This is a genomic window from Alteribacillus persepolensis (genome assembly GCF_900099605.1).
GTDB lineage: Bacteria > Bacillota > Bacilli > Bacillales > Marinococcaceae > Alteribacillus > Alteribacillus persepolensis.
Genome location: NZ_FNDK01000033.1, coordinates 1 through 26478, shown reverse-complemented (window position 1 = coordinate 26478; position 26478 = coordinate 1). Strand labels below are relative to the sequence as shown.

Genomic DNA, 26478 nt, shown 5'->3' with positions numbered 1-26478 from the left:
GATTTCCCATAGCGCCAAGCTAGTAAGACCCCTTGCAGATGACAAGGTTGATAGGTCTGAGGTGGAAGCGTGGTGACACGTGGAGCTGACAGATACTAATCGGTCGAGGGCTTATCCAACACAAAGGAAAGCGCCTCGAAGAGGCTCTTCGCATTCGTTATGCAGTTTTGAGGGAGCAATCCCATCTATATAAAGAACAGGATGCATGTCCTGTACCCAAGCCTGGTGGCGATAGCAAAGAGGTTCCACCCGTTCCCATGCCGAACACGGAAGTTAAGCTCTTTTGCGCCGATGATAATGAAGGGGAAACCCTTTGTGAAAGTAGGACGCTGCCAGGCCTATTATTATATATGCTTCCTTAGCTCAGTCGGCAGAGCGCATCCATGGTAAGGATGAGGTCAGCGGTTCGAGCCCGCTAGGAAGCTCCATGATTACGATTATTGTAACGCGGTGACTATTATTTGGAAGCCGCGTTTTTTGGTATTTTAATACGGATAACATTAGATACCAAGGAAAGGGCTAACCTGTAGATTTGATGAGATGTAATTGAATCGCTGGTTAGCCCTTTTTGTGGTGCTTATATTTTCTTTCTATATTTGTCTCACCTTTATATGCATGATGTGAGAATACCTATGGAGATTTATGTGGTGTAATGTAATTAGACTGTTCTTTCGACATGGCAGATTCAACGACGTTGAGCCAAGCCTCTTCCAGCTCGTGGGACAGGGTAGAATTTGAGTTAGTTGCCAATATTGTGTGTAAAGGAATTTGTAAGGTTTGTGCCAGTTTTTCTAATGTGTGGACTGCAGGGTATGGATGATTGTTATTTTCAATTTTTTGCAAGAGGGATTGAGATACTCCGCTGCTGCTGGCTAGTGCTGTCAAGGACCAGCCATTGACTGCTCGGTAATAAGCTATATTTTCACCAATCATATTATCATTCCTTTTCCTTTTTTATCATTTTCGGCGAAAAGACTCTCTTTTCTGTCCTGTACACGACGCAGTCCAAAAATAAGGGGAGCAGCATCGCTTTTTTGTGCAGCGAAACACCTTATCTCGCAGATGACTTAAGAGCTTTTGGCTTCATACAATTTATAAGGCAGATAAATAAAGCAGTACAAGCTGGCATTATCTACTACTATGATAATACGAAAGATTTAGTTGTAAATACTTATTTCTAAAATAATAGAACTTTATTCTCTATAAAGTGATAATGATGAAAGGTGACGGACTGCTGTGTTTTTTGTTCGTTGTTACATAATGCATCTTTCCTTCTATTATTTTCTTTATGCCCGTCGAATGGCGGATGTTTGCTGTAAACACAACGTTCCTTTTCTGAAACTGAACAGGAAGATTATCTATGCGAGACCAGCTGGGTCATGCTGCTCATTATATCCATGATATTTGTTGGCCAATGTATATATTAAAATAAACATAATCGCCGTTTTTATAGAACCTAAATATAAAACCCAACTTCTGCTCGGATGAAGTTGGGTTTTTCGCTTCTATCATATTAATAGTGCTGGTATGTTTTTACAGAAGCAGGGATCTATTTGTTTTTAAAAAAGGTAAATGGTTCGATAAGAGGCTGGGCTGCTTTTCGGACGAAAGCAGATGAGAGGAAGATAGAAAAAGCAACACAAAAGCAAGCGATTAAAAACACTTCAAATACAGTATTAATGCCTTCATAAACCTCAGTTTCACGCAAATAACGGAAAAGAAATCCATGCAGTAAATATACATACAACGTGTTTTTTGCATACTGGGATATGGTGCGCTTATCTTGCGGTATAAAAGTTAAAAAGGCGATCGACACAAGAAATGTTACAACATAAGCCAACAGCCTGTAAATAGTGCCCATTACGTTGTTAACGCCCATCTCGTTGTACGATGTGTTTCCATAAAAAAGTTCATATGGAATGTCGTAGGCGTAAACATAAAAGATAGCGAAGATACCAATCAGAATAGCGGCGCCGAGAATTTTCATTCGTGCATGAAATAAAAATGTGAAATGTTCCCTTTTTAAAAAATAACCAGCTAGGAAAAAGGGAAGAAAGACAATCGTTCGAGATAGGCTGAACCAGGAGAATGGATCACCATACCCAATTAAAACACCGAGAACAATAGCTGCAATTATCATGTATGGGCTGAATTTAAATAAATGAATGATTAAATAATAAGAAAACAAGGTGAGCAAAAACCACAGAGACCAATGCGGTTCAAAAATCGGAATGTGAAATGATTGATTCTCTACATCGAAATAAAAAAACGAATAAATCACTTGAAATATAATATAGGGAACCAGCAGTTTTTGCAGCGGCTTTATCCACTGTTTTTGGGCGACAGCCTTTTTGGCAAAATACCCTGAAATAAACAAGAACAATGGCATATGAAAGCTGAATAATAGTAAATATAAGCCGCGGCTGAATTGATGCCATGCGATGAGCGGCGTAATAGCATGGCTGAATACAACAAGAACAATTAACACAAATTTAGCATTGTCAAAAAAGTAATCGCGCTGTTTGGTTGTTGCTGCATCAGAGGGCATTTTTTTCACCTGCCTATGGAAACTCTTAGATTAGTATAGGCAGACAAAAAGAAGAGCCGCAACCATTGCGGCTGTGTAAAACTGTGGTGAAACATGAGTAAATATCAAAAATAGTTATCGCTGGGATGGCCGATAGCCTGCGTCCTGTGCTTCTTGTTCTGTACAAAACATTTCTTCGGCTTTCGTTTGCTCATAGTGCTGCTGCCCTGGTTTATGGTAGATAAGGTCACCACTTGAACTGTGGTTGCCTTTAATAGCTGGTTCATCACAGCTCACCGCAGTATCAGCGTTTTTGTTAGCTTCGTTTGTCGGGTTTGTCACGGCGTCAGGATGGAAACCATCATCTGTTACATAACCATGGTGACTCCATATACCTTTCTGCTGTTCTTTGGCTTGTTGTTCAACTTGACGAAAGTGTTCCACATAACGCGTATTCGGTTCGATAACATAAGCAACACGAGCAAGCCCTTCTGCTAACAGCATTTCATTGAACATGTTATCCTGTATCCAGATGTACGCTAGAAAGCGATCATAATGATCACGAATCGTTGTATCTATTTCGATGGTGACGTTCTCCCCAGTTGGCAAGTGCTTTTTTGCAAATTGGCTCGCCTGCTCACCGTATGGCTGTTTCGGTTTATTAGGGTGAACAGTTTCCGGAGTATCAACAAGCAGTAATCGAACGGTTTCTTCGTTTCCGTTCATTTGGACTTTGATGGTGTCACCGTCTACAACTTCTGTAACAGTTGCTTCTATCGTTTGTATATCGCTGCCATCGGGTGATTCTTCTGTCTCTGTATGTGTATCAACTGTTTGCTGTGATTGCTTGGTGTCAACAGGAGCAGTATCTTGAGAGCATGCAGACAGCGTGAGGAACAATAAAAGGAAGAAAATGTAAACTAGACGGGTGGTCCGGGATTTTTGCGTTTTCATAGACACTTCAAGCAATGGAAGCACTGTCTTTTCCCCCCCCCTCCTTGTAGACATCGTAATAGATTGTGTTTCAACTGGCAAGGTTTCCATAAATAACTGGAAGGAATAAATAAAGGCGTACTAGAATGTAAGCATACAATGATTGTGTGAGATGAAAAGGGGTGTTACAATGTCTGTTCAATATCAAGATAACAATGTAACCGTATTTGAAAGTGTGCTGCTGCAGACGACGTCCACAGTCGTTGCTACGAAAGAAATGATTCTTATTGTCGACCCTACGTGGCTGCCAGATGAGATTCATGCTATTCAACAGCACGTCCAAAGCATAGACAACGGACAGGAGAAATATTTGCTTTTTACTCACTCAGACTTTGACCATATTCTTGGATATAACGCATTTCCTGAGGCTGTGACCATAGCATCAAGAGGGTTTGTTGAGAAAACAGATAAACAGGAAGTTATTCAAGAAATCTTGCAATTTGACGATCAATATTATATACAACGGCCGTACCTAATTGAATATCCGCAAATTGATACAATTATTGATTTTGATAACCAAACTGTTCGCGCTGGTGATACGGACATTTCCTTTTACCTGGCTCCGGGACATCAAGCAGATGGAGTGTTTGCTGTTATTCAAGACTTAGGTATCTTAATTGCTGGCGATTATTTGAGTGATGTGGAGTTTCCATTTATAGAACATCATAGTAAGGCATACGAACAAACGCTTGAAAAGCTGGAGGAGTCTGTAAGGGAACGGCGCATTTCACTGCTTATTCCAGGACATGGAAAAGCCACAACAGACCAGGAAGAAATAAAAGATCGGATAGAAGATTCAAAATGGTATATAGAAGCTTGCCGTAAAGAAGTGACTGGCTCTGATTCTTATAAGGTGCTGCAGGCATTTGTTGACAGCTTTTTGTTTTCAAGGTATTTAGAGGATATGCATGAAGCCAACTTGCAGCAGATAAGACAGGAGGAAAACACCTCGAGCTCGTGATGGATAGATGTTTATTTTGTATTCACTCATGTATCACATGACAGCATGGCATGGACGAGTCAGCGATGTCATTGGCATGGGTGATAAAAAAGCTTCACAGAAAGCAACAGAAGAAAGAAGGAATAGATAGATGAGAGCAAAAACGGCCGTGTGGTGTGCTGTTTGTCTTTGTGTTGTTTCCGCTTGCTCCGCAGGCAGTACAGAGGCGCCACAGCAAGAACAAACCAATGAGAGTGCAGAAGTGGAACCTGTCGGCGGAGATACCCCTCAAACGGATGAACAAGCAGAACGTCAAGAAGAAAACACAGATGAAAATAGTGCTCTTGCACCTCCTCCTGCATTGAATGAAGAAGGGGTTCTTGTTCATCCCGGCGATGTAAAAGCATTAGTAAATAGAGAGTATCTGTTACCGGCTGATTACACACCGGAGGATTTAGTCGTTCCTGATGTTGCGTTCCCATTTGAAGAGAATCACCCGAAAAAACAAATTCGTGAAGTGGCAGCTGCACCTTTGGAGGAGTTATTTGCGAAAGCAGCAGAAGAAGGACTTTCATTATATGCGGTTTCGGGGTTTCGTTCATATGAGCGGCAAGAAGCCATTTTTGCCGCGAACGTGAGAGAAGATGGAGAAGCAGCAGCAAATCAATATAGTGCGAAACCTGGTCAAAGTGAACATCAAAGCGGTTTGGCAATGGATGTTAGTTCCCCATCGAATGATCTGGCTTTGACAGATGCTTTTGGAGAAACGCCGGAAGGTAAATGGCTGAAGACCAACGCTTATCGTTTTGGTTTTATTATCCGCTATCCAGAAGGGAAAACAGACATTACTGGATATCAGTATGAGCCATGGCATCTTCGTTACGTGGGCAAAGAAGCAGCTCAGGTCATTCATGAAGAAGAAATAACGTTAGAGGAATATTACGGAGTGGGTGGCTGAAAAGAACTGCCTCTTGTTATAACGAGGGGCAGCTCTTTTTGTAATGTGATAAATAAAAAACGTTAACTTGCGGTCATCTATGTGTATTTTCTTGTGTTTTGTACATATACATGAGTGGTATAGTAATTTGTTAGTGCAGGAAGAAACAAATAGTTATTTTTACAAAACTGCTGTTAAAACCATACGAAAAGGGACAAAAGTGATAATTCTCGTATCGTTTCAGATATGATAAGATAAAGTGGTATTGTTGTGTAATATACACGTTAGATGTCATGTACATAATTCTAGAAGAATGAAAAGAATAGGAGCGTTCAAGTTGTGAACATCGAAATAGACGGTGTAAAGGTAAATTACCATGTATCTGGTGAAGGAGCCAATGTTGTGCTTTTGCATGGCTGGGGTGCTAATATCCAAGCTTTTGCACCTGTTCACCAATCACTGGAAAAGCACTTTAAAGTTTGGTCGATAGACTTTCCTGGTTTTGGGGAAAGCGAAGAGCCTCCCAGGCCTTGGTCGGTGGGAGATTACACAAATATGCTGGCTGCCTTCTTAAAACAGTTAGATATTCAAGATCCAATATTAATAGGGCACTCATTTGGTGGCAGGGTGTCGATCAAATATGCGTCATCTCATCCTGTTCACAAAGTGGTGCTAGTAGACAGCGCAGGTATCAAACCCAAACGTTCATTAAAGTACTATATGAAGGTATATACGTACAAAACCATCAAAAAATTGCTCAAACTGCCGCTTATTAAGCGGTATGAAGAAGATATTCTAACAAAAGTAAAAGGAAAAGTAGGATCTGCAGACTATAAAAATGTTTCGGGTACGATGCAGCAGACGATGGTGAAAGTAGTAAACGAAGACTTACGTCACCACCTGTCTCATATAAAAGCTTCTACACTGCTTGTGTGGGGAGAAAATGATGAAGCGACACCAGTAGCTGATGCAAAGCTGATGGAAGAATTACTTCCGGATGCGGGGCTTGTTGTGTTGGAAAACGCCGGTCACTATTCGTATTTAGATAAGTTGAATCAGTTTCTTTTGGTGCTCGATTCTTTCCTGCAAAAGGATAAGGAGGGGCAAAAGCCATGATTATTACCTTGTTTGTTATATTGTATTTAGCTGCCTGGGGCTATTACACGGCCAGGTTAATTAAAAGAAGTACGCACATGCTGCAATTAAATGCATATCGAAACGAACGGTTCTGGCGTTGGATTTCAGCCAATACCGACCGGACCTTTTTAAAGCGAAATTATTTATTACTCATTGCACTCGTTCCATTCATTTTTGGCAGTGCGTTTTGGGCACTGCTTTTAGGTGTGCTTCTGTTTGGGATTCAAGCGTATACGATGACAGAAGAACAAGAAAAAAAGAAACTGGTGATTACAGCAAGAGTGAAGCGCTTATTTGTGACCATTACTGTTTTGTATGTGGTCATCACTGGAGTCGGTTTGCTGCTTGGAACAGGAGAAGAAGCAACATTGCTCTGGGTTGTGCTGTTCACCATTGTTTCGACTATTCTTTCTTATTTAATCACGATGGCGGCAAACTTTATTAACTGGCCGATAGAAAATCAAATTAACCAATACTACTTTCATGACGCAGAAAAAGTTATCAAATCAATGCCTAACCTTGAGGTAGTAGGCATTACCGGGAGCTATGGGAAAACAAGTACCAAGCATATTTTAGAAACGGTACTGTCATCAGAATTTAACGTATTGATGACGCCTGAGAGTTATAATACGAAAATGGGTGTTACTCGGACGGTTCGCTCGATGCTCAAGCCCTATCATGATATTTTCATTGCTGAGATGGGGGCCAAGCAAGAAAATGACATTCAGGAAATCTGCGAACTCGTTCATCAAAAATATGGTATTCTCACTGCGATTGGTGAACAACACTTAGAAACGTTTAAGACATTGGAAAACATTAAACAGACGAAATTTGAGTTAATTGAGACGCTTCCGCATGAAGGAACAGCATTTTTAAATAAAGATGACCAGAACATCATGTCTTATCCGCAAAGAAATAAGTGCCGCACGATTTACTATGGTATCGCAGCATCTGACCTTCATTACCGTGCAGCTGATATTCGTTATTCGTCAAAAGGCTCACACTTTACCGTATACAAATATGATGGTTCCGCTGTAGACATCGAAACGAAACTGCTTGGACGCCATAACATCTATAATATTTTGGCAGCTATTGCCATGGGAGCAGAAAAAGGCATCTCTTTAGAGAAAATTGCCAGAGCCATAAAAAATGTGCAGCCTGTTGAGCATCGATTGGAACTCAAAAAGACAACAGGAAATATTACCATCATAGATGACAGCTTCAATTCTAACCCTGTCGGCTCACGAATGGCTTTAGAAGTGTTAGGGCAAATGCCGGAACAAAAAATACTCGTTACTCCTGGTATGATTGAACTAGGCGAGAAAGAATATGAGTTAAACAAGGCACTTGCTGAGCACGCAGCGGACGTATGTGATTTTGTTATTCTCGTTGGGAAAAAACAGACAAAGCCTTTACAAGACGGCCTGGCAGCAAAAGGGTATCCTGAAGATCAATTTTATGTTGCTGCACATTTACAAGATGCCTTAGACAAAATGAACGAAGTAGCTGTTAAAAAATCAGTTGTGCTGCTAGAAAACGATTTACCGGATACTTTTAACGAGTGAGGAAGGAAGAGAGGGGAACCTGTCATGAGAACAAGAGTAGGTGTGTTTTTTGGGGGCGTATCAGTTGAGCATGAGGTGTCGGTTATATCGGCACTTCAAGCCATTAAATCAATAGACGAGAACCAATACGAAGTGGTGCCGGTGTATATCAGTAAGGACCGTAATTGGTACACGGGAGAAGAACTGCTCGATATTGAGGCATATAAAGATTTAAAACAATTATTACAGCATGCACAAAAAGTGTCGATGACTGCATCGGAAAATGGAAATGTGATATTGCAAAAAGACCCAGTTCCTAAATTTGGGAAGCGTGCTGTTGCGGAAATAGATGTAGCTTTTCCGATTGTGCATGGGACGTTTGGTGAAGATGGTGCTCTTCAAGGGCTTTTTGAATTGTATGGTATTCCTTACGTTGGTTGTGATGTAATGTCATCAGCAGCGGGTATGGATAAGGTAGTAATGAAGCAAATACTTAGAGACTCCAGTCTTCCTGTGCTGGAGTACGTGTGGTTTTACAGCAGTCACTGGGCAGAAGACAGTGAGGATATGAAAGCAATGGTGGAAGAAAAACTGGGATACCCTGTTATTGTAAAGCCGGCTAACCTCGGATCTAGTGTCGGGATTAATAAAGCAGAGAATACAGACGAGCTTGATGATGCTGTAGAAGAAGCTATGTCGTTTGCTTCGAAAATTTTGATTGAACGCATGGTAACGGATATGAAAGAAGTGAACTGTTCGGTCGTTGGCGATTATGAAGAGGTCGAAGCTTCTGTCATTGAAGAGGTACTGAAATCGGAGGAAATTTTAAGTTATCAAGATAAATATCAAGGCGGCGGTAAAGACGGGGATGCTGCAAAAGGAATGGAAAGTACGGACCGTGTTATTCCAGCACCGCTGGATGATAATATGACCAAAGAAGTACAGGAGCTGGCGAAAGATACGTTTCAGCTTTTAGGGTGCAGCGGTGTATCACGTATTGACTTTTTAATTGACGAAATGACAAACCAAGTGTATGTAAATGAAATCAATACGATTCCAGGCTCTTTGTCTTTTTACTTATGGGACCCTGCTGGCAAAGACTATCAAACATTGACGAGCCAGCTTATCCAGCTTGCGTTAAAGCGAAAACGCGAGCGTGACAGATTGACATTTTCCATTGATTCCAATTTATTTTCGCTGCAGAGTGCAGAAGGAGTAAAAGGTGGTTCAAAAAATAACCACCCGTCTTCCTCATAAAAAAGAAAAAAATATAAAAAGTCCTTGCATTATAATGACATGATAGGATATAATGTCATATGTCAGCAAAAGAGAGGAAAACTCTTTGCTGCATATGTGGCCCGTTGGTCAAGTGGTTAAGACACCGCCCTTTCACGGCGGTAACAGGGGTTCGAATCCCCTACGGGTCACCATTATTTAATCATTTTGTACATAACGTGTTGACAAACGATAGCACGTTTGTTTAAATGGAACGGTGCCTTCATTAAAAGTGGAGGGGTAGCGAAGTTGGCCAAACGCGGCAGACTGTAAATCTGCTCCCTCTGGGTTCGGCGGTTCGAGTCCGTCCCCCTCCACCATGTTTAAAATTTGAAGGAACGGACAAACTAGTGTACAATAAAATAAGTTATTAAAAAGTCTTTTATAGGACGAGCCATTAGCTCAGATGGCAGAGCATCTGACTTTTAATCAGAGGGTCGGAGGTTCGAATCCTCCATGGCTCACCATTGTTTTTAGAATGTTTTACATACGCTTCATTATAAACGGACGCGGAAGTAGTTCAGTGGTAGAACACTACCTTGCCAAGGTAGGGGTCGCGGGTTCGAATCCCGTCTTCCGCTCCAAGATGCGGGTGTAGTTTAGTGGTAAAACCTCAGCCTTCCAAGCTGATGTCGTGGGTTCGATTCCCATCACCCGCTCCATTTACATACATGATGCTGGGGCCTTAGCTCAGCTGGGAGAGCGCCTGCTTTGCACGCAGGAGGTCAGCGGTTCGATCCCGCTAGGCTCCACCAATATATCTATTTCGTACACAGTTATGGCAACTGTGTTTTTTTATGCTTTAAAAGAGTAATATGCAAACAGTATTTCATCATTTATTGATGTTGTATATAATAAAAATATATTGTATACGTTCGTATCAAAAACGTTGGCTTAAAGGTGGTTACTGTGCTTTTTTCGATTGGATGCTATGGTCGTACCGGTTCAGCAGTTGGTCAAGTTCTTTACTGAGAGTCACTACTTCCTCAGAAAGCAAAGGCTTTTTCCAGGCGATATTGTTTAATTCTTCGCGTTTGTCTTCAATTTCACGCAGTAATGACTGCTCCAACAAGGTGTTTCACCTCCAGCGGCTGACGTTTATGTTCATTTTACCCATTTCCGAAGATTTGAAACTAGCATTGTACATATTTTTAAGAAAAATTGGATGTACAGTGGGATATGTGCTGTTTTATAAAAAGTGAAACGAGTGACTAGGCAGAAACGTAAAATAGATACCCGTTTTTAGGGTGGAGGTTGGAAATATGGATGCCGTAGTAAAACGTCTAATAAAAGAAATAAAAAAAGATGGAGACGAAAAAGCTTTTGCAGAATTAGTGGATTTATATAAAGATAAAGTGTTCCAAATTGCTTATCGAATGACCGGGAATCATTATGAAGCCCAGGATATGGCGCAGGAATCATTCTTAAGGGCCTATGCAAATATTGATCGTTATGACGAAAACAGGAAATTTTCAACATGGCTTTTTCGTATTACGACCAACCTTTGTATTGACCGTCTGCGTAAAAGAAAGCCCGATTATTCGTTAGATGAAGAAATAAAAGGAACAGATGGCTTAACAGGGTATGCTCAAATAGCAGCAACAGACCAACTGCCGGAAGATCAGGTAGTGACCTTGGAAATGCAAGAGTGGGTTCAAAAAGCGATTGTCTCCTTGCCGCCGAAGTATCGTTCCGCCATTATTTTACGTTATATTGAAGACTTGAATATTCAACAAATCAGTAACATTTTAGATCTGCCGGAAAATACGGTGAAAACGCATATACATAGGGGCCGAGAAGCCTTGCGCAAGCGGCTGAAAGATGCGTAGGGAGGGAGGACAAAATCATGGCTTGTCATAAAGATTATGAATATAAACTGCACCAGTATTTGGATGGGGATATGACGGAAACAGAGCGTGATGAGCTGTATCAACACCTTGATACTTGTGAGGAGTGTGCCATTCACTACAAAGAGTTAAAGAAATCAGTGATGTTTGTACAAAGCGCTTCTCATATTGAAGCACCGTTTGAGTTTACAGAAGGTGTCTTGAAGAATCTGCCGGCAAAAAAGAAAACAAAATGGTGGAAAAAGTGGATGCGGCAGCATCCTGTTTTTACAGCAGCTTCTATTTTTACTGTGTTAATGGCTGCCAGTCTCTTTTTCTCATGGATGGAACAGTCTGATGAAGTACTGACAGTGGCAGGAAGCCAAAACGTTGAGATAGATCATGAGACGGGAACGGTTATTGTGCCGGAAGGGAAAACGGTTGAAGGAGATCTTTACGTGCGGAATGGACATGTTGAAGTAAAAGGAGAAGTAACAGGGGATTTGACGGTAATTAATGGTGAACAGTATTTAGCATCCGCAGGAAGAGTTGCCGGTGAAATTGAAGAGGTGGACCAGGCACTGGAGTGGATATGGTATCATACAAAGCGCATCGCTAATGATGTTTTTTCTTTGGAGCAAGAAGACGAATGAAAAATTTCCGGTTATTTATGCTGTATAAAGGGAAAAGTGTAACAAAAAGGTCGTTCTTGTCGACTTATAAAATAATGTCTGCTGCTTAGATACACGCTGCATGAAGACATTTATGGAGATTAAGTGCTCACGAACGAATGGAAAATAATATATGCTATAATAATGATATTGTTTTCTTGTTTGAAGAGTAACTGGAGGAAGAGTGATGTTGCCTGGAGAAGACTTTCAATTTCTTAATGTGTTAGGCGCAGTTGTAGATATTACATTGGTTGCCTACGTTGTTTATAAATTAATTACGGTTATTCGTGGTACTCGCGCGGTACAGCTGGTGAAAGGAATAACTGTCATATTAGCCGTTTGGTTTTTAAGCAGTTTCTTTGGCCTGCGTACGCTGCAATATATTATGTCACAAGCTGTTACATACGGGCTTTTGGCTATTATTATTATCTTCCAGCCTGAATTAAGGCGCGGGTTGGAACAGCTCGGCCGTGGAAGGTTATTTGGCCGTTCTGCCACACCAGAGGAAGAAAACACCATGAAAACGGTAGAAGCGATTATGAAATCGGTGAAATATATGGCGAAACGCCGTATTGGTGCATTAATTTCGATTGAAAAAGAAACAGGTATGAATGATTATGTTGAGACAGGTATTCCGATGAATGCAACAATTACATCGGAACTTCTTATCAACACATTCATACCAAACACACCGCTTCATGATGGAGCCGTTATTATGCGGAATCAAGAAATTGCAGCAGCTGCGTGTTATCTGCCTCTTTCTGAAAATCCGTTTATTTCTAAAGAATTAGGAACTCGCCACCGGGCTGCTCTTGGTATCAGTGAAGTCACCGATTGTTTAACGATTGTGGTGTCAGAAGAGACGGGAAGTATATCGGCAACGAAAAACGGAGATTTACATAGAGATCTCGATGAAGACACATTGTTTGCGATGCTTGAACGAGAGCTAATGAGCCAGGAAAAGCATACCTCAGGGCTGTGGCATTGGGGAGGCAAAAAAAATGGATAAGTTTTTTAACAACCACTGGTTTGTCAAATTCGTCTCCCTGTGCATTGCTATTATGCTTTATCTAATGATAAACATGAATAATATGAGCAACCAGCCTGGTGTTCTGCCAGATAACAATGACGAAAGCACCCACGTTATAAATGATGTGGAAGTGCAAGCGTATTATGATGAAGAAGCTTATGATGTCGTGGCTATGCAGGAAACCGTTGACGTGGAATTAACTGGAACACAAACGTCCATTTTACTGTTTCAATTATCCAGGCCTTCTTATGAGGTGTTTGTTGATGTAAATGGAAGAGAAGCCGGTGTGCATAATGTTCGTGTAGAATATCGAGATTTTCCAGCAGATCTGGATGTCTCCGTTACGCCTCGCTTTATTAGTGTGGAAAAAGAAAAGCTCGAAAGCGTTTCATATGAGGTAGAAGCAGATTTGCTCAACAGAGACCAAGCGGAGGATGGTTATACATTAGGCGGTGCCAAAGTGTCTCCGTCTGAGGTTACGCTAAAAGCACCCCCATCGACCCATGAAAAAATTGAAACAGTAAAGGCGTTTGTTGATGTAGAAGGCGCCGATGGACGTGTAACATCAGAATCAGAAGTCGTTGCTTATGACCAGAATGGAAATGAAGTAGATGTTGAAATAGAACCAGAATCGGTTGATGTTGAAGTGCCGGTTATTAGTCCATTTCGCGATGTTTCGGTTCAATTATCAAGGGAACATTCATTGCCTGATGGACTTTCCGTGGAGTCGCTTAATATAAACCCCGCCGAGGTAACAATCTTCGGCCCATTAGAGGTGATTGAAGACATCAACGCTGTAGAAGCAACGATTGATATATCACAGATCGAAGAAGATGATACATTTGAAGTAGATATTGTTCCGCCAGAAGGAGTGGAGAGAGTACAGCCTGAAACCGTTGAGGTGGAAGTAGATGTTGGTGAAACAGAAGAAACAGCGTTAGGTCAAGTCCCCATAAGTGTAGAAAATGTACCGGAAGATGTTTCTTATGATGTCATTTCCCCAGAAACAGGAAGGACAAACGTTACGATATCCGGTGTCACACAAGTAATAGAAACCATCACAGCAGAAGACATTACCCTCACTGCAGATTGGGAAGGCAGAGAGGATGATGGCAGCACTTATACCTTACCGGTGGAAGCCGAGGGACCAGCTAATGTTGTCGTGCAGCCTGCTGTTGATGAACTAGAAGTAAACCAGTCCCAATAAATGTTAAAACAAGTGTTTTATAGTCGGTAACTCTTGTTGAGCTGAAGGAGAGATGGAGTATGGGTAAGTATTTTGGAACGGACGGGGTACGTGGAATTGCCAACTCAGAATTGACCCCCGAATTAGCTTTCCGGCTTGGTCGTGCTGGAGGATACCTTCTCACAAAAGACGCAGACCAGCCAAAAATTCTGATTGGACGGGATACACGTATTTCAGGAGAAATGCTGGAAGGGGCCTTGATCTCTGGATTGCTGTCTATTGGAGTAGAGGTTATGCGTTTAGGCATTATTTCTACACCGGGAGTTTCTTATCTGACAAAAGCAGTAAGTGCCCAAGCCGGTATTATGATTTCTGCATCACATAACCCGCTTGAAGATAACGGTATTAAATTCTTTGGTTCTGATGGATTTAAGCTCTCGGAATCCCAAGAAGCAGAAATAGAAGCATTGATGGATGGAGAGGATGATCTGCCACGGCCAACGGGAAAACAAGTTGGCGTAGTGAATGATTATTTTGAGGGCGGACAAAAGTACTTGCAATTTCTAAAACAAACTGTCCACGAAGACTTTTCCGGACTTCACATTGCACTCGACTGTGCACACGGGGCAGCTTCATCGTTAGCTCCTCATCTGTTTGCTGATTTGGACGCTGACATTTCTACGATAGGAAATACCCCCGACGGCACGAATATCAATGATGGCGTGGGTTCTACTCATCCAGAGGCATTAGCGGCATTTGTAAAAGAGCAAAGTGCTGACGTGGGCTTAGCGTTTGACGGTGATGCCGACCGCCTCATTGCAGTAGACGAAAAAGGACAGTATGTAGATGGCGATAAGATTATGTATATCTGTGCCAAATACCTCAAACAAGAAGCAATGCTTGCCCATAACACTGTGGTGACGACAGTGATGAGTAATTTAGGTTTATATAAAGCTCTGGAAAAAGAGGGGATTTCCTCGAAAAAAACAGCAGTTGGCGACCGGTACGTTATGGAAGAGATGCGTGCTGGCGGTTATAGTCTTGGCGGTGAACAGTCAGGGCATATTATCTTTTTAGATCATGTCAAAACAGGCGATGGGATGCTTACGGCATTGCAATTAGTGGATATTATGAAAGCTTCGGGCAAACCATTGTCAGAGCTTGCAGGCGAAATGGAAAAGTATCCGCAAAAACTTGAAAATGTGCGAGTGACAAATAAACACGAGGTAGCCGTGAATCCATCGGTAAAGGAAGTCATTGATAAAGTAGAGGAAAAAATGGATGGTGAAGGCCGGGTATTAGTACGTCCTTCTGGTACGGAGCCGCTTGTGCGCGTTATGGTAGAAGCGGAAACCGAAGATTTATGCGACAAATATGTGCAGGAGATTGCAGCATCGGTAAGGCAGCACATGGGGAGCGAAGATTCATAAAAATAACGAGCACAGCCTGCACGACAGGAGCAGGCTGTGCATAATTTGTAACATAGATGTTTACACAGAAGTGACAGAGGGTACTGTTTTTTTACAAAACAGCAACATCAATTGAATCAGAAACATGCATATAGTAAGATGTATCAAGATTCTAAGTATAGAAAAGGAGGATCGGAACAATATCATAACGAAAAGCGCCTGGACTGCTCTTTTACGGACGAAGCATAGGAGCAGTTGACGAGGAGGAGGTTCATCGAGAAATCGGCGGATGCCTCCCGGTTGCACGTCACAACCGAAAATGCAGCCTTAAACCATGAAGGCGACTTCATGAACAAAAGTCTGCATCATGGCGTAAGGACAGCAGCGTTTTAAACAATAAAGATAAGAGCGGGGCATGGTGTGCCCCGCAGCATGCCATGGCCCCGCGCAGGAGGTCATGCAGTATGTGTGGAATTGTTGGATATATAGGAAATGAAACCGCAAAAGATATTCTTATTAAAGGATTGCATAAACTAGAGTATCGAGGTTACGATTCAGCCGGTATCGCTCTTGTTCATGAAAATGGTACGGACGTGTTTAAAGAAAAAGGGCGTATTGCTCAGTTAGAAGAAACGATACCCGACAATACAAAGGGAACAACCGGTATTGGACATACACGCTGGGCAACCCATGGAGCGCCAAGTACAGAAAATGCACATCCACATCAAAGTACATCAAGACGTTTCACATTGGTTCATAACGGAGTAATCGAAAATTATCGACAGCTTCAGCGTGAATATCTTCAAGAAGTGAATTTGCAAAGTGAGACCGATACAGAAGTGATTGTACAGTTAGTACAGTTGTTTGCTGACAAAGGAATGAGCACAGAAGAAGCATTTCGCCACACGCTTTCTTTGCTGCACGGCTCTTATGCGATTGCACTGGTAGATAATAATGATCGTGATACGATTTACGTCGGGAAAAACAAAAGTCCGCTTCTTGCTGGTATGGGAGCGCAGGCAAATGTTGTGGCATCAGATGCCATGGCGATGCTTCACATAACCAAAGAATTTGTGGAGATTATGGACCAGGAAATCGTCATTGTGAAGAAAAATCAAGTACAAATAAAAACATTGGATGGAGACAAGGTGGAACGTGCTTCATTTACAACGGACATCGATGAGAGTGATACAGAAAAAGGCACGTACAATCACTTTATGCTGAAAGAGATTGATGAACAGCCTTTTGTTATCCGCAATATTATTCAAAAGTATCAAAACAGCGATGGGAACATTAAGCTTGATAAAGACATCCGCCAGGCGATTAATGATGCAGACCGTCTGTATATTATCGCCGCAGGAACGAGTTACCACGCAGGTCTTGTAGGAAAAGAGCTGATGGAAAAAGTCGCTGAAAAACCAGTGGAAGTACACATCGCTAGTGAGTTTCTTTACAATGAACCGATACTTTCTAAAAAACCGCTCTTTATCTTTATTTCACAAAGCGGTGAAACAGCTGACTGCCGCGGTGTATTAGTAAATGTGAAAAAACAAGGGTACAAATCATTAACGATTACGAATGTACCGGGATCCACGCTCGCTCGTGAAGCAGATTTCACGCTGCACACCTATGCAGGCCCGGAAATCGCGGTTGCTTCCACGAAAGCATATACCGCACAAATGGCTGTCCTATCTATTCTTGCGATGGACAGTGCGAAAGCTCAAGGAATCGATACAGACTTTGACGCGATGCAAGAGTTAGGGCTGGCTGCAAACGCGATGGAAAGTCTCTGTGATCAAAAAGAAACGATGGAACAAATCGCAAAAGACTACATGTCCGGCACACGCAACTGCTTTTTCATCGGACGCGCACTCGATTATCATGTGGTGCAAGAAGGCGCCTTAAAACTAAAAGAGATCTCCTATATTCAAGCAGAAGGTTTTGCCGGCGGCGAGTTAAAACACGGCACGATTGCGTTAATTGAAAAAGGCACGCCTGTTATCGCAGTTATTACACAAGAACACATTAACCTTAATATTCGCGGGAACGTGCAGGAAGTGGAAGCGCGCGGCGCCAACGCTTGCATTGTCAGCACGGATCGAACAAAAGAAGAAGGCGACCATATTGTAATGCCGGACATTCATGAACGAATGACTCCGATTGTTTCCGTCGTTCCCCTGCAGCTTATTGCCTATTACGCAGCCCTGCATCGGGGATGTGACGTAGATAAACCGAGAAACCTAGCCAAAAGCGTAACGGTAGAATAAGTAATATAAAGAGGATCGTTTGAATTGTGGATTACAAATAAAGTCGTACCGTTCACAAAAAAGACGCGACGCTTAAAAACCAAGTTGCGATATTTATAAAGACGTTGCGAAGCCTTACCCCTTTGGATGTGATTGTCTAAAGGGGTGTTTTTGTGACGAAAAGAAAAGGCTCTAAAATATAGGCTCTACAATATTTGTTTAGAAAATGGGGCATAAAAAAACACGCAAGCTCCAGTATCCTTTATACTTGAATTGTCCAGAAACAAGAAAAGGATTGCAACTGCGTGCATATGCATTTATCATGAATTTCCCTGGATTAGAAGAATTGACTGTAACAAAAACAGAAGTAGCGGCAGATTCGTTCCATATCCACGTAGAGATGGAACGTAAAACACATCGTTGTCCCCGTTGTGAGGGGACAATGAAGGGTGTTCATGACTATGGAATTCAGAAAAACCAACATTTAAAGATGTTTGAAAGAAACACATACTTGTTTTATAGAAAGAGACGCTATAAGTGTTCCTATGGAAAGAGGTTTCCTGAAAAGACGAATACGGTAGAAAGATATCAGCGTCGTACTGTGGAATGGAATCAGGCCCTGGGACTCCGTGTCATTCAGGGTAAGAACTTCAAAGATACAGCTAGACAGTTTCGTACATCTCCAGCCACCGTAATAAGACGATTCGATTTTATCTCCACTCCGATGTTTAAGGAAGTGGAGGAATTACCAGAAGTGATTGCGATTGACGAATATAAGGTGGACACAAACAAAGGGAAATACCAGGTCATTATAGCGGATGGAAAGACAGGAGAGCCACTGGATATCCTTCTAGATTGTTCGGTTAAAACAGTTAAAGCCTATCTACGAAAAAAGGTGCCCATGTAAAAATGGTAGTCATGGATATGAGTTATTCATTTAAGCCATCTGTTGAAAAAGCCCTTGGCAGCCCTGTAATTATTGCGGATCGTTTCCACTTCTGCCGCTATATTTATTGGGCATTAGATCGTGTACGAAGAAGAGTTCAAAAAGACTTTCATGAGTGTGACCGAAAAAAGCGTAAGCGCATGAAGCATGTTTTTAATAAACGTCATGAAGAATTAACAGAAAAGCAGCGGTGGTATTTGGAAAGGTATTTAGATTTCTCAAGTGAATTGAGGAGTGCTTATAAACTAAAGGAAGCCTTCCGTTCTTGGTTTGATGAGGCAAAACAGATTGGTTCCAATGAAGGTTTATTAGTAAAGCAAGCCATTTACAACTTCTATCATCTAGTTGAAAAATCAGGAATGAAGGAGTTTGTGAAAGCAATTGAAACGTTCAAAAACTGGGAGGTTGAAATCCTTAATAGTTTTACTTTCGGTTATACCAATGGACCAATTGAGGGGCTTAACAACCAAACGAAAGCTATAAAACGGAATGCATTCGGATTTAAGCGATATGACAGATTGCGAATGCGTGTGTTATTACATCATCAATTAAAAGAAAAGACAATTCAGGTAGGATAAAGGGGCAGGAGAATAATTCTCCCACTCCAACATTTGACTTAGAACCCCTGTTTTGTATTATTTATAACTTTAAATCGAATGAATTTATATACGTTTAACATGGCTCGAAGGTTATACAGTTCAATTGTTGAGTAAAATAATAAAAAAATCCATTCTCAGTCTGCCAATGTGAGAATGGAATTTACAGTTTTTCTGTATGGTTCTCTATTGTTAAAACAATTTCCTCGAATGTATATCTATGATTAACTGCATCCACTGCAAGAAAACAATTAATGAAGCTAAAGCAGTTCGTTTATCCGCATGACAAAAAGCGTAATTCCAAAACTATTCCCAGTCCTAGTCATTTTTCTTTCGAATTTTTCCAAAAGACCACATACTTATTATAATCGTTATAACAATAATAACGTATAAACGATTTAGAAATATGGTAAAGTTGATGTAAGAACCAAATTTTTTGTTTGCATAAATAAGCATATGCTTATACAATAAGGAGCTTTTTATGAGCGCATCATTACCGGCGGCTATTGTTGGCGGAGATTTTGCAGGGTTCGCGGCAGCTGCTCATTTAGCAGAAAGAGAAAAATCGTTTATACCGAGGGGTTACGTATTATAAAATTGTTAGACAAGCTCAAGGTAGTGTAATGCTTTTTTGACTTCAATCGTTTAAGGTTCTTTCTCGATTCCTTGTTTGTTAAGGTGATTAAAAACTTTGGTGATAATGATTGCTAATACTAATATGAGAAGGTAGTTTAAAAAAAGCCCAAAGTAATTCATTCCCTTATTGAGTTGCATGAAGTCAAGAGCCACCAATAAAGGCTTGAAAATAAAAGAGAAAAAAGCACTTAAAATCACACCATATAGAAACGTATTTTTGTTATGGTTTAAACACCACTGGTATAACAACATAAAAGATACAGGAACGAGAGAAGCATCCAATCCAAAGTGAACGGGTACAATTGGGAATGCTTGAAAAGGATAGGTAACATGTCCTGTTCGCATTGCCAGCGCATCGGAGTAAGCAAACCATACATGTATGTTAAAACCATAAAATCCAATGTGAAATGCTTTTCGTTTGTCGACGTTAAAGTACACAACGATAAGCGGGATAATTAACATAAATAAAATAGCCCAAAAATGCCATGTTTCCCAAGTGGAGAAATCCTTCCAGTATTCCACCCACATGCTAACGACATTTTCCTGCTGACTTAGAATTTCGTCTAGTCGATGGCCTTGTTGGTTTGTCATAAGCCGCCCCACTCCTAAACTCACAAGAAAAGAATAGTTCTTTTTATTATGGCCTGCTTATGAAGATTTATTTGTTCATTATTTAACAGAGGCAGCTTGGATTTTTTTAACTTAACGTGAAACGTGGGTTTGTGAAGTGTTTTTGCTCAAACTTTATGTCAGAGCTGCAGAAGACGCATGAGTGGTTCTTAGTAATTAGTAATATAAGGGTGTAGGAAAATAGAGGGTTAATGAAAGGAGTGAATACATGCCTTTAAAACGATCTGATGAAGAAAAAATCAAGGGAACGAATGTTTCAGTGTCTGACTTTTGGCGCTGGGCCTATTCCGACTTGTTAAGTAATCGAAATAGAGGGATTTTGGCTGAGTTTTTAGTTGGTAACGCCTTAGGATTAACAGATGAGGCTCGAATCGAATGGGATAAAGCTGACTTCGAATATCACGGTAAACTGATAGAAGTAAAATCGGGAGCTTATATCCAGGCATGGAAACAAAGGCAACTTTCAAACATTGTTTTCAATATTCCAAAAGCAAAGTCATGGGATTACAAGACAGGTGAGATGAGTCAGGATTCTAAACGAAATTCGGATTGTTATGTATTTTGTGTGTACCAAGACCAGGATAAAACGAATTATGATGTCTTGGATGTCTCTCGCTGGGAATTTTATGTGTTGTCTACTGATTTTCTTAATCACCACTTTTTTGAGCATAAATCCATTTCGTTATCAACCATTCAAAAATCATGCGAAGCAACAACATATGCACATTTAAAACATAAAATTGATAACGTATTAAATGATGGTTCCTGCTAAATCTGCTATGACGAGTTTAGGTACATTCTTCGACTACATGATTAATTGAAGGGTTTTTAACGTTTGTTTTGTTCATGTGAAGTACACTCTGAATGAACAAACGAATACCCAGTAATATAAAGGGTTCCATGTGTTCAAACAGACTTGTTCAGTCATTTGCTTATTTTGCAAGGAGGATTAAATTAAGGTCCAATAAAAATTTTCACCCAAAATAATAGTAATTAATGGAAATTTAAAGGGATTTTTAATTGGAACTAGAAAATTGTAGATATAGAAGTTCCATTTTTTCAACTAAATTATTTTGGAAGAGGGATATAATGCAAATACGTTATGTTGATATCCAAAACTTCAAAAAATTGAAGGCATGTCGTATAGAATTTTCAAATGAAAAAACGATATTCGTGGGAGCGAACAATAGCGGAAAGACGTCGGCGATGGATGCTTTGAAAAAGTTTTTATACCAAGGAAACCGAAAGAATTTTTCTACTACTGATTTTACGTTATCAAACTGGGTGGATATAAACCGAATTGGAGAGCAATGGGAAAAAGCGAGTGAAAATACTAAGGAATTGTCTTTAACCATTAATGATTGGGAAGAGTTTTTACCTTCATTAGATGTTTGGCTTAAAGTTGAAGAAGATGAAATTCATCATATAACACATATTCTTCCTTCTTTAGATTGGTATGGTGGGAACGTTGGGGTTCGAATTAGATTTGAACCTAAAGATTTGGCGAACTTATACAAAGATTATATTGCTGCTAGAAAATCAGTACAAGAAGTTACTTACCTTAGGGAAACACAAAAATCAGAGAAATCTAGTAATTTTGAGTTATCGCCAAAAGATATGCGAGGATTTTTGGAAGAGAACTTACTTAAGTATTTTGTTATAAGATCATATACGCTTGACCCTCAGAAGTTAGACACGGAAACTACACAGCCACAAACTTTAGGAAGTGAAATAGAACCATTCACTGGTAACCCTTTAAATGGTTTAATTCGTATTGATTACATTTCTGCTCAAAGAGGTTTTGCTGATCCTGATTACAAATCGTCGTCTGACTCTGAAGAAGGAAAATTATCTTCACATGGAGCTCAATCTTTATCATTGCAATTAAGAGCTTATTATAATAATCACTTAAATCCAGAAAAATTACCTGATGCTTCAGATATCGGCGCACTAGAAGCAATACATAAGGCTCAACGAGAATTTGATGAAAAATTAAAAACTGATTTTAGAGAATCTATACAAGAGTTAGAGTCATTAGGTTATCCAGGCTTTTCAAGCCCAAAGATTACACTATCTACTCAAGTTAAGCCAATGAATAGTTTAGACCATAAATCTGCAGTGCAATATGATTTGATTGATAATAAGTCAGGGGATAATAGTGTACCAATGAAATTGCCCGAGAGTCATAATGGCTTGGGATACCAAAACCTTATATCAATGGTATTTAAACTAATGAGTTTTAGGGACGATTGGATGCAAGTAGGTAAAGTATCAAAGCAAACAACCATCAATCAAGACAATTACATAATACCTCCGTTACATCTTGTTTTTATTGAGGAACCAGAAGCGCACTTACATGCTCAGGTTCAACAAGTATTTATTCGAAAAGCATATGATGTCTTAAGGTCACATGATACCTTGGGAAGTTCAAGTAAATTTAAAACTCAAATGGTTGTTAGTACTCACTCTAGCCATATAGCACATGAAACTGATTTCTCTTCACTTCGTTATTTTAGAAGGAATATAAGGCCTTCATCACCAGTCCCTACCTCTTCAGTAGTGAACTTGTCTAATGTATTTGGAGATCAAACAGAAACCAAAAGATTTGTGACACGCTATATTAAGTCTGTGCATTGTGAATTGTTATTTGCTGACGCTGTGATACTTGTTGAAGGTCCAGCAGAGAGAATGCTATTGCCTCAATTTATAGAGAGTGATTTTAGTAATCTTTTTTCGAGCTATATTTCAATATTAGAAATTGGTGGAAGTCATGCTCACCGTTTGAAAGCATTAATAGAAGCTTTAGGAATTCATTGCTTAATAATTACTGATTTAGATTGTATAGAACCGCGCAGCGGAAAGGCAGTATTTCCAGAAAAAAATAAAAACTACATAACAGATAACTATACTTTAAAAAATTGGTTGCCAAAAATTGAAAAAATAGACTCATTATTGGATCTAGATAGTCCTAAAAAATGTATTGATGATAAGAATCAATCAATAAGAGTGGCCTACCAAACTCCTATCAAGGGTGTTGGAGAGGCAAAGGCTCTAGCGACAACATTTGAAGACGCGTTAGCATTCGAAAACTTAGATTTATTTCAGGGCTTAGAAGGAAATGGTTTAATAAAAAAATTTGCAGAAGCTATTGAATATGTGGGCTTAGATTCAATTAGTAAGCCAGAGCTATTAAGTGAGCAATTCTTTAATTCGTTAAGAGGCAATCCAAAGAAAGCTGAATTTGCCTTAGATTTAATATATTCAAAACAGTTTTTGGATATTAAAACCCCTACTTACATATATGAAGGGTTGCAATGGTTAGAACAAAAAGTTTCAAACCGGACTGAAAATACTATGCAATATAAAGATAGGGAGGTGTTGGCTTAAGTGACACCTAGATTAACCATTCAGGAACATGAGCGTTTAGTCAATAGCCAAATATTAGACTGCTTGAATCCAAATAAGCTGAATAGTTTTTTTTTATTTGCAGGTGCTGGCTCAGGTAAAACAAGATCTTTGGTTCAAGTTATGGAAGAATTTAAATATAAGTATGGGAAAAGTTTTAGAATTCATGGCCATAAAGTAGGGATTATTACTTACACTAACGCTGCACGTGATGAAATTGACAAAAGGCTTCAGTATGACCCCTTGTTTTTTGTTTCGACTATTCATAGTTTTATTTGGGAGCTTATAAGACCATTTCAATTGGATATAAAAAATTGGTTAACTGAAGTATTAAGTAGAAAAATTGCAGAATTAACTACAAAACTACAAAATGGGCGAACTAAAAATGTGGAAAAACTCCAGAAGGAATTATATGGAAAAAACAGCAGACTAAAGAAACTTAAACACATTAATCGTTTTAATTACAGCCCTGATGGTGATAATAGAAATTTTAATTCATTAAATCACTCGGAAGTCATACAAATAGGAGAATATTTTTTAACACACAAACCCCTAATGCAGACTGTATTAATCAATAAGTATCCCATCCTATTAATTGATGAGAGTCAAGATACAAATAAGCACCTAATGAACGCCCTATTTGAAGTACAAGTTAACCATAAAAATAATTTCGCATTAGGGTTATATGGTGATACAATGCAACGAATTTACAGCGATGGTAAACATGATCTTGGGCATAATCTTCCTAATGATTGGGTTAAACCAGAAAAAACAATAAACCATCGTTGTCCTCAAAGAGTTATAAAATTAATTAACAAGATCAGAAAGGATGTAGATAACCATAATCAAGAGCCAGGTGAATCAAATGTTCAGGGAACAGTCAGGCTTTTTGTTTGTCCAAACGATAAAGATAAAGAGGTCATTGAAAAAAAGGTTTCTACGTGTATGGCAAGAATAACTCAAGATTCTTCTTGGGATGTACAATCCTCTGATTATAAATCCTTGATTCTTGAACATCATATGGCAGCTAAAAGGTTAGGGTTTTCTGATCTGTTTGAAACCCTATATAGTATAGATGGTCTAAAAGACGGGCTTTTAAATGGGAATTTAGCTGAGTTGAATGTTTTTACAGAAAAGATACTTCCTATTGTAGAGGCTCATAAACAAGGGGACAATTATCTGATCTCTAGAATAGTTAATAAATACTCACCACTTTTAAATATAGATACATTGAAGAAAGATGCAAATTCTCAGTTAAATCGTATTACTCACGCAAGGAAAGCTGTTCAAGAGTTGCTTCATTTATGGGATAACAACTCAGATCCAAATTTACAAGAGATTATTAAGTCCGTGCAAGAATCTAGTTTGTTTATCATTCCTGATAAAATTAGTTCAATAATAAAAGAAGGAGATACTAGCTACGTTGGAGAGGATAGGGTAATTGAGAAAGATTTAAATGCTTGGATTTCTGTTTTAAATATACCTTTTAGTCAAATAAAAGCCTACAATACCTATATAAAAGGGGATGCGAAGTTTGAAACTCACCAAGGAGTTAAAGGCCTTGAATATCCTAGGGTAATGGTTATTATCGATGATGAAGATGCACGTGGTTTTATGTTTAGCTATGACAAGTTATTTGGAGTAAAAGAAAAATCCCCAACAGATGTTAAAAATGAACAAGAAGGTAGAGATTCGACTATTGAACGTACAAAACGATTATTTTATGTTACTTGTAGTCGAGCGCAAGACAGCTTAGCTATAATTGCCTACTCAAAAGAGCCAAAGTTAATAAAACAACATTTAGTATCAGAAGGTTGGTTTAATGAAAGTGAAATCATTTATATAGAGTAAAATTTTTTTGAGAAACTTTCGCAGATAAAGATTCTATTAAAGATTCTGTAAGTGTAAATTATAATCTAGAGTGTTAGTATACTTTTTCTTTTATGTTTTGAAGTTTGTGTTAAAAATCATTTTCTCTTTGACAGATACCGGTAAAAAGTAGCCCTGCTTATCCCTGCAGCGTCCAATATCTCCTGAATACTATATTCCTTACTATCATACATCTTAAAGGCCAATTCCAGCTTGGATTGGTCTTTTTTTGGTCTACCGCCTTTTCTTCCACGTGCTCTTGCTGCATCCAATCCTGACTTTGTACGTTCTGAGATAATATCCCGTTCAAATTAAGCTAACCCACTGAAAATCGTGAAGACGAGTTTTCCCATTGCCGTTGTCGTATCGATGTTTTCATTAATGGAGACAAAGTTGATCCCTTTTTCCTGAAATTCATTAATTAAGTCCACCAAATGCTTTGTACTTCGACCAATCCGATCGAGTTTGTAAACGACGATAGTATCTCCTTCACGGAGATACTTGAGCATTTCGTTGAACGCAGGGCTGTATTTGGCAATCGTTTTTTGTAGGTAATGGCAATCCTAATTATACAAATAACGGTATATTAATCCACATTGTGGAGACTTGACATGGAGCCTCGGTGGACAAGATAAAAGGCAATAGGGCAGGAAAGGGTCTTGCTTGGCAAGGCAG

At 39.7% G+C, this 26478-nt stretch carries 19 protein-coding genes, 7 tRNA genes, 2 rRNA genes and 2 pseudogenes; 24 read left to right on the top strand and 6 right to left on the bottom strand.

The window, feature by feature from the left end; translation table 11 throughout:
- The 3 genes from BLT18_RS16450 to BLT18_RS16440 form a co-directional block, all read left to right on the top strand.
- Positions 1-119, top strand: a 23S ribosomal RNA gene (locus tag BLT18_RS16450); the annotation flags it as partial.
- A 102-nt stretch (positions 120-221) separates the two neighbouring features.
- Positions 222-338 (top strand): 5S ribosomal RNA (gene rrf / locus BLT18_RS16445).
- 14 nt (positions 339-352) lie between these two features.
- Positions 353-428 (top strand) — tRNA-Thr (locus BLT18_RS16440).
- Positions 429-630: 202 nt separating this feature from the next.
- Here BLT18_RS16440 and BLT18_RS16435 read toward each other — a convergent pair.
- The 3 genes from BLT18_RS16435 to BLT18_RS16425 form a co-directional block, all read right to left on the bottom strand.
- The gene (locus BLT18_RS16435) at positions 631-933 is read right to left on the bottom strand and encodes a helix-turn-helix domain-containing protein (protein ID WP_091276485.1); all 303 of its coding nucleotides are present in this window, start codon (positions 931-933) and stop codon (positions 631-633) included.
- 616 nt (positions 934-1549) lie between these two features.
- Positions 1550-2548, bottom strand: a complete 999-nt coding sequence (locus BLT18_RS16430; protein ID WP_091276484.1) for an acyltransferase family protein — start codon at positions 2546-2548, stop codon at positions 1550-1552.
- A gap of 114 nt (positions 2549-2662) precedes the next feature.
- Positions 2663-3505 (bottom strand): thermonuclease family protein, encoded by an 843-nt coding sequence (locus BLT18_RS16425; protein WP_245705304.1) that lies wholly within the window; start codon positions 3503-3505, stop codon positions 2663-2665.
- A gap of 145 nt (positions 3506-3650) precedes the next feature.
- Between BLT18_RS16425 and BLT18_RS16420 the strand changes: the two genes are divergently transcribed.
- The 11 genes from BLT18_RS16420 to BLT18_RS16370 all read left to right on the top strand — a co-directional run bounded on the left by BLT18_RS16420 (position 3651) and on the right by BLT18_RS16370 (position 10108).
- Positions 3651-4481, top strand: a complete 831-nt coding sequence (locus BLT18_RS16420) for an MBL fold metallo-hydrolase (protein ID WP_175487576.1) — start codon at positions 3651-3653, stop codon at positions 4479-4481.
- A gap of 130 nt (positions 4482-4611) precedes the next feature.
- A complete protein-coding gene (locus BLT18_RS16415) occupies positions 4612-5418 on the top strand; it encodes a M15 family metallopeptidase (protein ID WP_091276480.1) in 807 nt (268 codons plus the stop codon).
- Between the two features lie 318 nt (positions 5419-5736).
- The gene (locus BLT18_RS16410; protein WP_091276478.1) at positions 5737-6513 is read left to right on the top strand and encodes an alpha/beta fold hydrolase; all 777 of its coding nucleotides are present in this window, start codon (positions 5737-5739) and stop codon (positions 6511-6513) included.
- Positions 6510-8099, top strand: a complete 1590-nt coding sequence (locus tag BLT18_RS16405; RefSeq protein ID WP_091276476.1) for a UDP-N-acetylmuramoyl-tripeptide--D-alanyl-D-alanine ligase — start codon at positions 6510-6512, stop codon at positions 8097-8099. Before BLT18_RS16410 ends, BLT18_RS16405 begins: the two co-directional genes overlap by 4 nt.
- A gap of 24 nt (positions 8100-8123) precedes the next feature.
- Complete coding sequence (locus BLT18_RS16400) at positions 8124-9335, top strand: D-alanine--D-alanine ligase family protein (protein WP_091276474.1); 1212 nt, start codon at positions 8124-8126, stop codon at positions 9333-9335.
- Positions 9336-9433: 98 nt separating this feature from the next.
- Positions 9434-9508: transfer RNA gene (locus tag BLT18_RS16395), tRNA-Glu, on the top strand.
- Between the two features lie 79 nt (positions 9509-9587).
- A tRNA-Tyr gene (locus BLT18_RS16390) sits at positions 9588-9673 on the top strand.
- A 71-nt stretch (positions 9674-9744) separates the two neighbouring features.
- Positions 9745-9820 (top strand) — tRNA-Lys (locus BLT18_RS16385).
- A gap of 42 nt (positions 9821-9862) precedes the next feature.
- Positions 9863-9937 (top strand) — tRNA-Gly (locus BLT18_RS16380).
- Between the two features lie 4 nt (positions 9938-9941).
- Positions 9942-10015 (top strand) — tRNA-Gly (locus BLT18_RS16375).
- A gap of 17 nt (positions 10016-10032) precedes the next feature.
- A tRNA-Ala gene (locus tag BLT18_RS16370) sits at positions 10033-10108 on the top strand.
- A gap of 149 nt (positions 10109-10257) precedes the next feature.
- Here BLT18_RS16370 and BLT18_RS16365 read toward each other — a convergent pair.
- Positions 10258-10422, bottom strand: a complete 165-nt coding sequence (locus BLT18_RS16365) for an aspartyl-phosphate phosphatase Spo0E family protein (RefSeq protein ID WP_139184759.1) — start codon at positions 10420-10422, stop codon at positions 10258-10260.
- A gap of 193 nt (positions 10423-10615) precedes the next feature.
- On the opposite strand from BLT18_RS16365, the gene sigW reads away from it, so the two are divergent.
- From sigW to BLT18_RS16330, 7 genes and pseudogenes are all read left to right on the top strand, one after another.
- The gene (sigW, locus tag BLT18_RS16360) at positions 10616-11182 is read left to right on the top strand and encodes an RNA polymerase sigma factor SigW (RefSeq protein WP_091276470.1); all 567 of its coding nucleotides are present in this window, start codon (positions 10616-10618) and stop codon (positions 11180-11182) included.
- A 17-nt stretch (positions 11183-11199) separates the two neighbouring features.
- The gene (locus tag BLT18_RS16355) at positions 11200-11832 is read left to right on the top strand and encodes an anti-sigma factor family protein (protein WP_091276467.1); all 633 of its coding nucleotides are present in this window, start codon (positions 11200-11202) and stop codon (positions 11830-11832) included.
- Positions 11833-12037: 205 nt separating this feature from the next.
- Positions 12038-12859, top strand: a complete 822-nt coding sequence (cdaA, locus tag BLT18_RS16350; RefSeq protein WP_091276465.1) for a diadenylate cyclase CdaA — start codon at positions 12038-12040, stop codon at positions 12857-12859.
- Positions 12852-14087 (top strand): CdaR family protein, encoded by a 1236-nt coding sequence (locus BLT18_RS16345; protein WP_091276462.1) that lies wholly within the window; start codon positions 12852-12854, stop codon positions 14085-14087. The genes cdaA and BLT18_RS16345 overlap by 8 nt, the downstream gene beginning before the upstream one ends.
- A 59-nt stretch (positions 14088-14146) precedes the next feature.
- Positions 14147-15496 carry a phosphoglucosamine mutase gene (gene glmM, locus BLT18_RS16340; protein ID WP_091276460.1) on the top strand — a complete coding sequence of 450 codons (1350 nt, stop codon included), beginning with the start codon at positions 14147-14149 and terminating at the stop codon, positions 15494-15496.
- A gap of 443 nt (positions 15497-15939) precedes the next feature.
- Positions 15940-17742, top strand: a complete 1803-nt coding sequence (gene glmS, locus BLT18_RS16335; RefSeq protein ID WP_091276458.1) for a glutamine--fructose-6-phosphate transaminase (isomerizing) — start codon at positions 15940-15942, stop codon at positions 17740-17742.
- Between the two features lie 301 nt (positions 17743-18043).
- Positions 18044-19245, top strand: a pseudogene (locus BLT18_RS16330) (ISL3 family transposase).
- A 663-nt stretch (positions 19246-19908) separates the two neighbouring features.
- Here BLT18_RS16330 and BLT18_RS16325 read toward each other — a convergent pair.
- Positions 19909-20490, bottom strand: coding sequence for a CBO0543 family protein (locus BLT18_RS16325; protein ID WP_091276456.1), 582 nt, complete (start codon positions 20488-20490; stop codon positions 19909-19911).
- Between the two features lie 247 nt (positions 20491-20737).
- Between BLT18_RS16325 and BLT18_RS16320 the strand changes: the two genes are divergently transcribed.
- The 3 genes from BLT18_RS16320 to BLT18_RS16310 all read left to right on the top strand — a co-directional run bounded on the left by BLT18_RS16320 (position 20738) and on the right by BLT18_RS16310 (position 25785).
- Complete coding sequence (locus BLT18_RS16320; protein WP_091276453.1) at positions 20738-21301, top strand: hypothetical protein; 564 nt, start codon at positions 20738-20740, stop codon at positions 21299-21301.
- A gap of 317 nt (positions 21302-21618) precedes the next feature.
- A complete protein-coding gene (locus tag BLT18_RS16315) occupies positions 21619-23916 on the top strand; it encodes an AAA family ATPase (RefSeq protein ID WP_091276451.1) in 2298 nt (765 codons plus the stop codon).
- On the top strand, positions 23917-25785 hold the full coding sequence (locus BLT18_RS16310) for a UvrD-helicase domain-containing protein (RefSeq protein WP_091276448.1): 1869 nt from the start codon (positions 23917-23919) through the stop codon (positions 25783-25785).
- 116 nt (positions 25786-25901) lie between these two features.
- On the opposite strand, the pseudogene BLT18_RS18485 reads toward BLT18_RS16310, so the two are convergent.
- Positions 25902-26327 (bottom strand): annotated as a pseudogene (locus tag BLT18_RS18485) (recombinase family protein); the annotation flags it as partial.
- Positions 26328-26478: the final 151 nt, after the last annotated feature.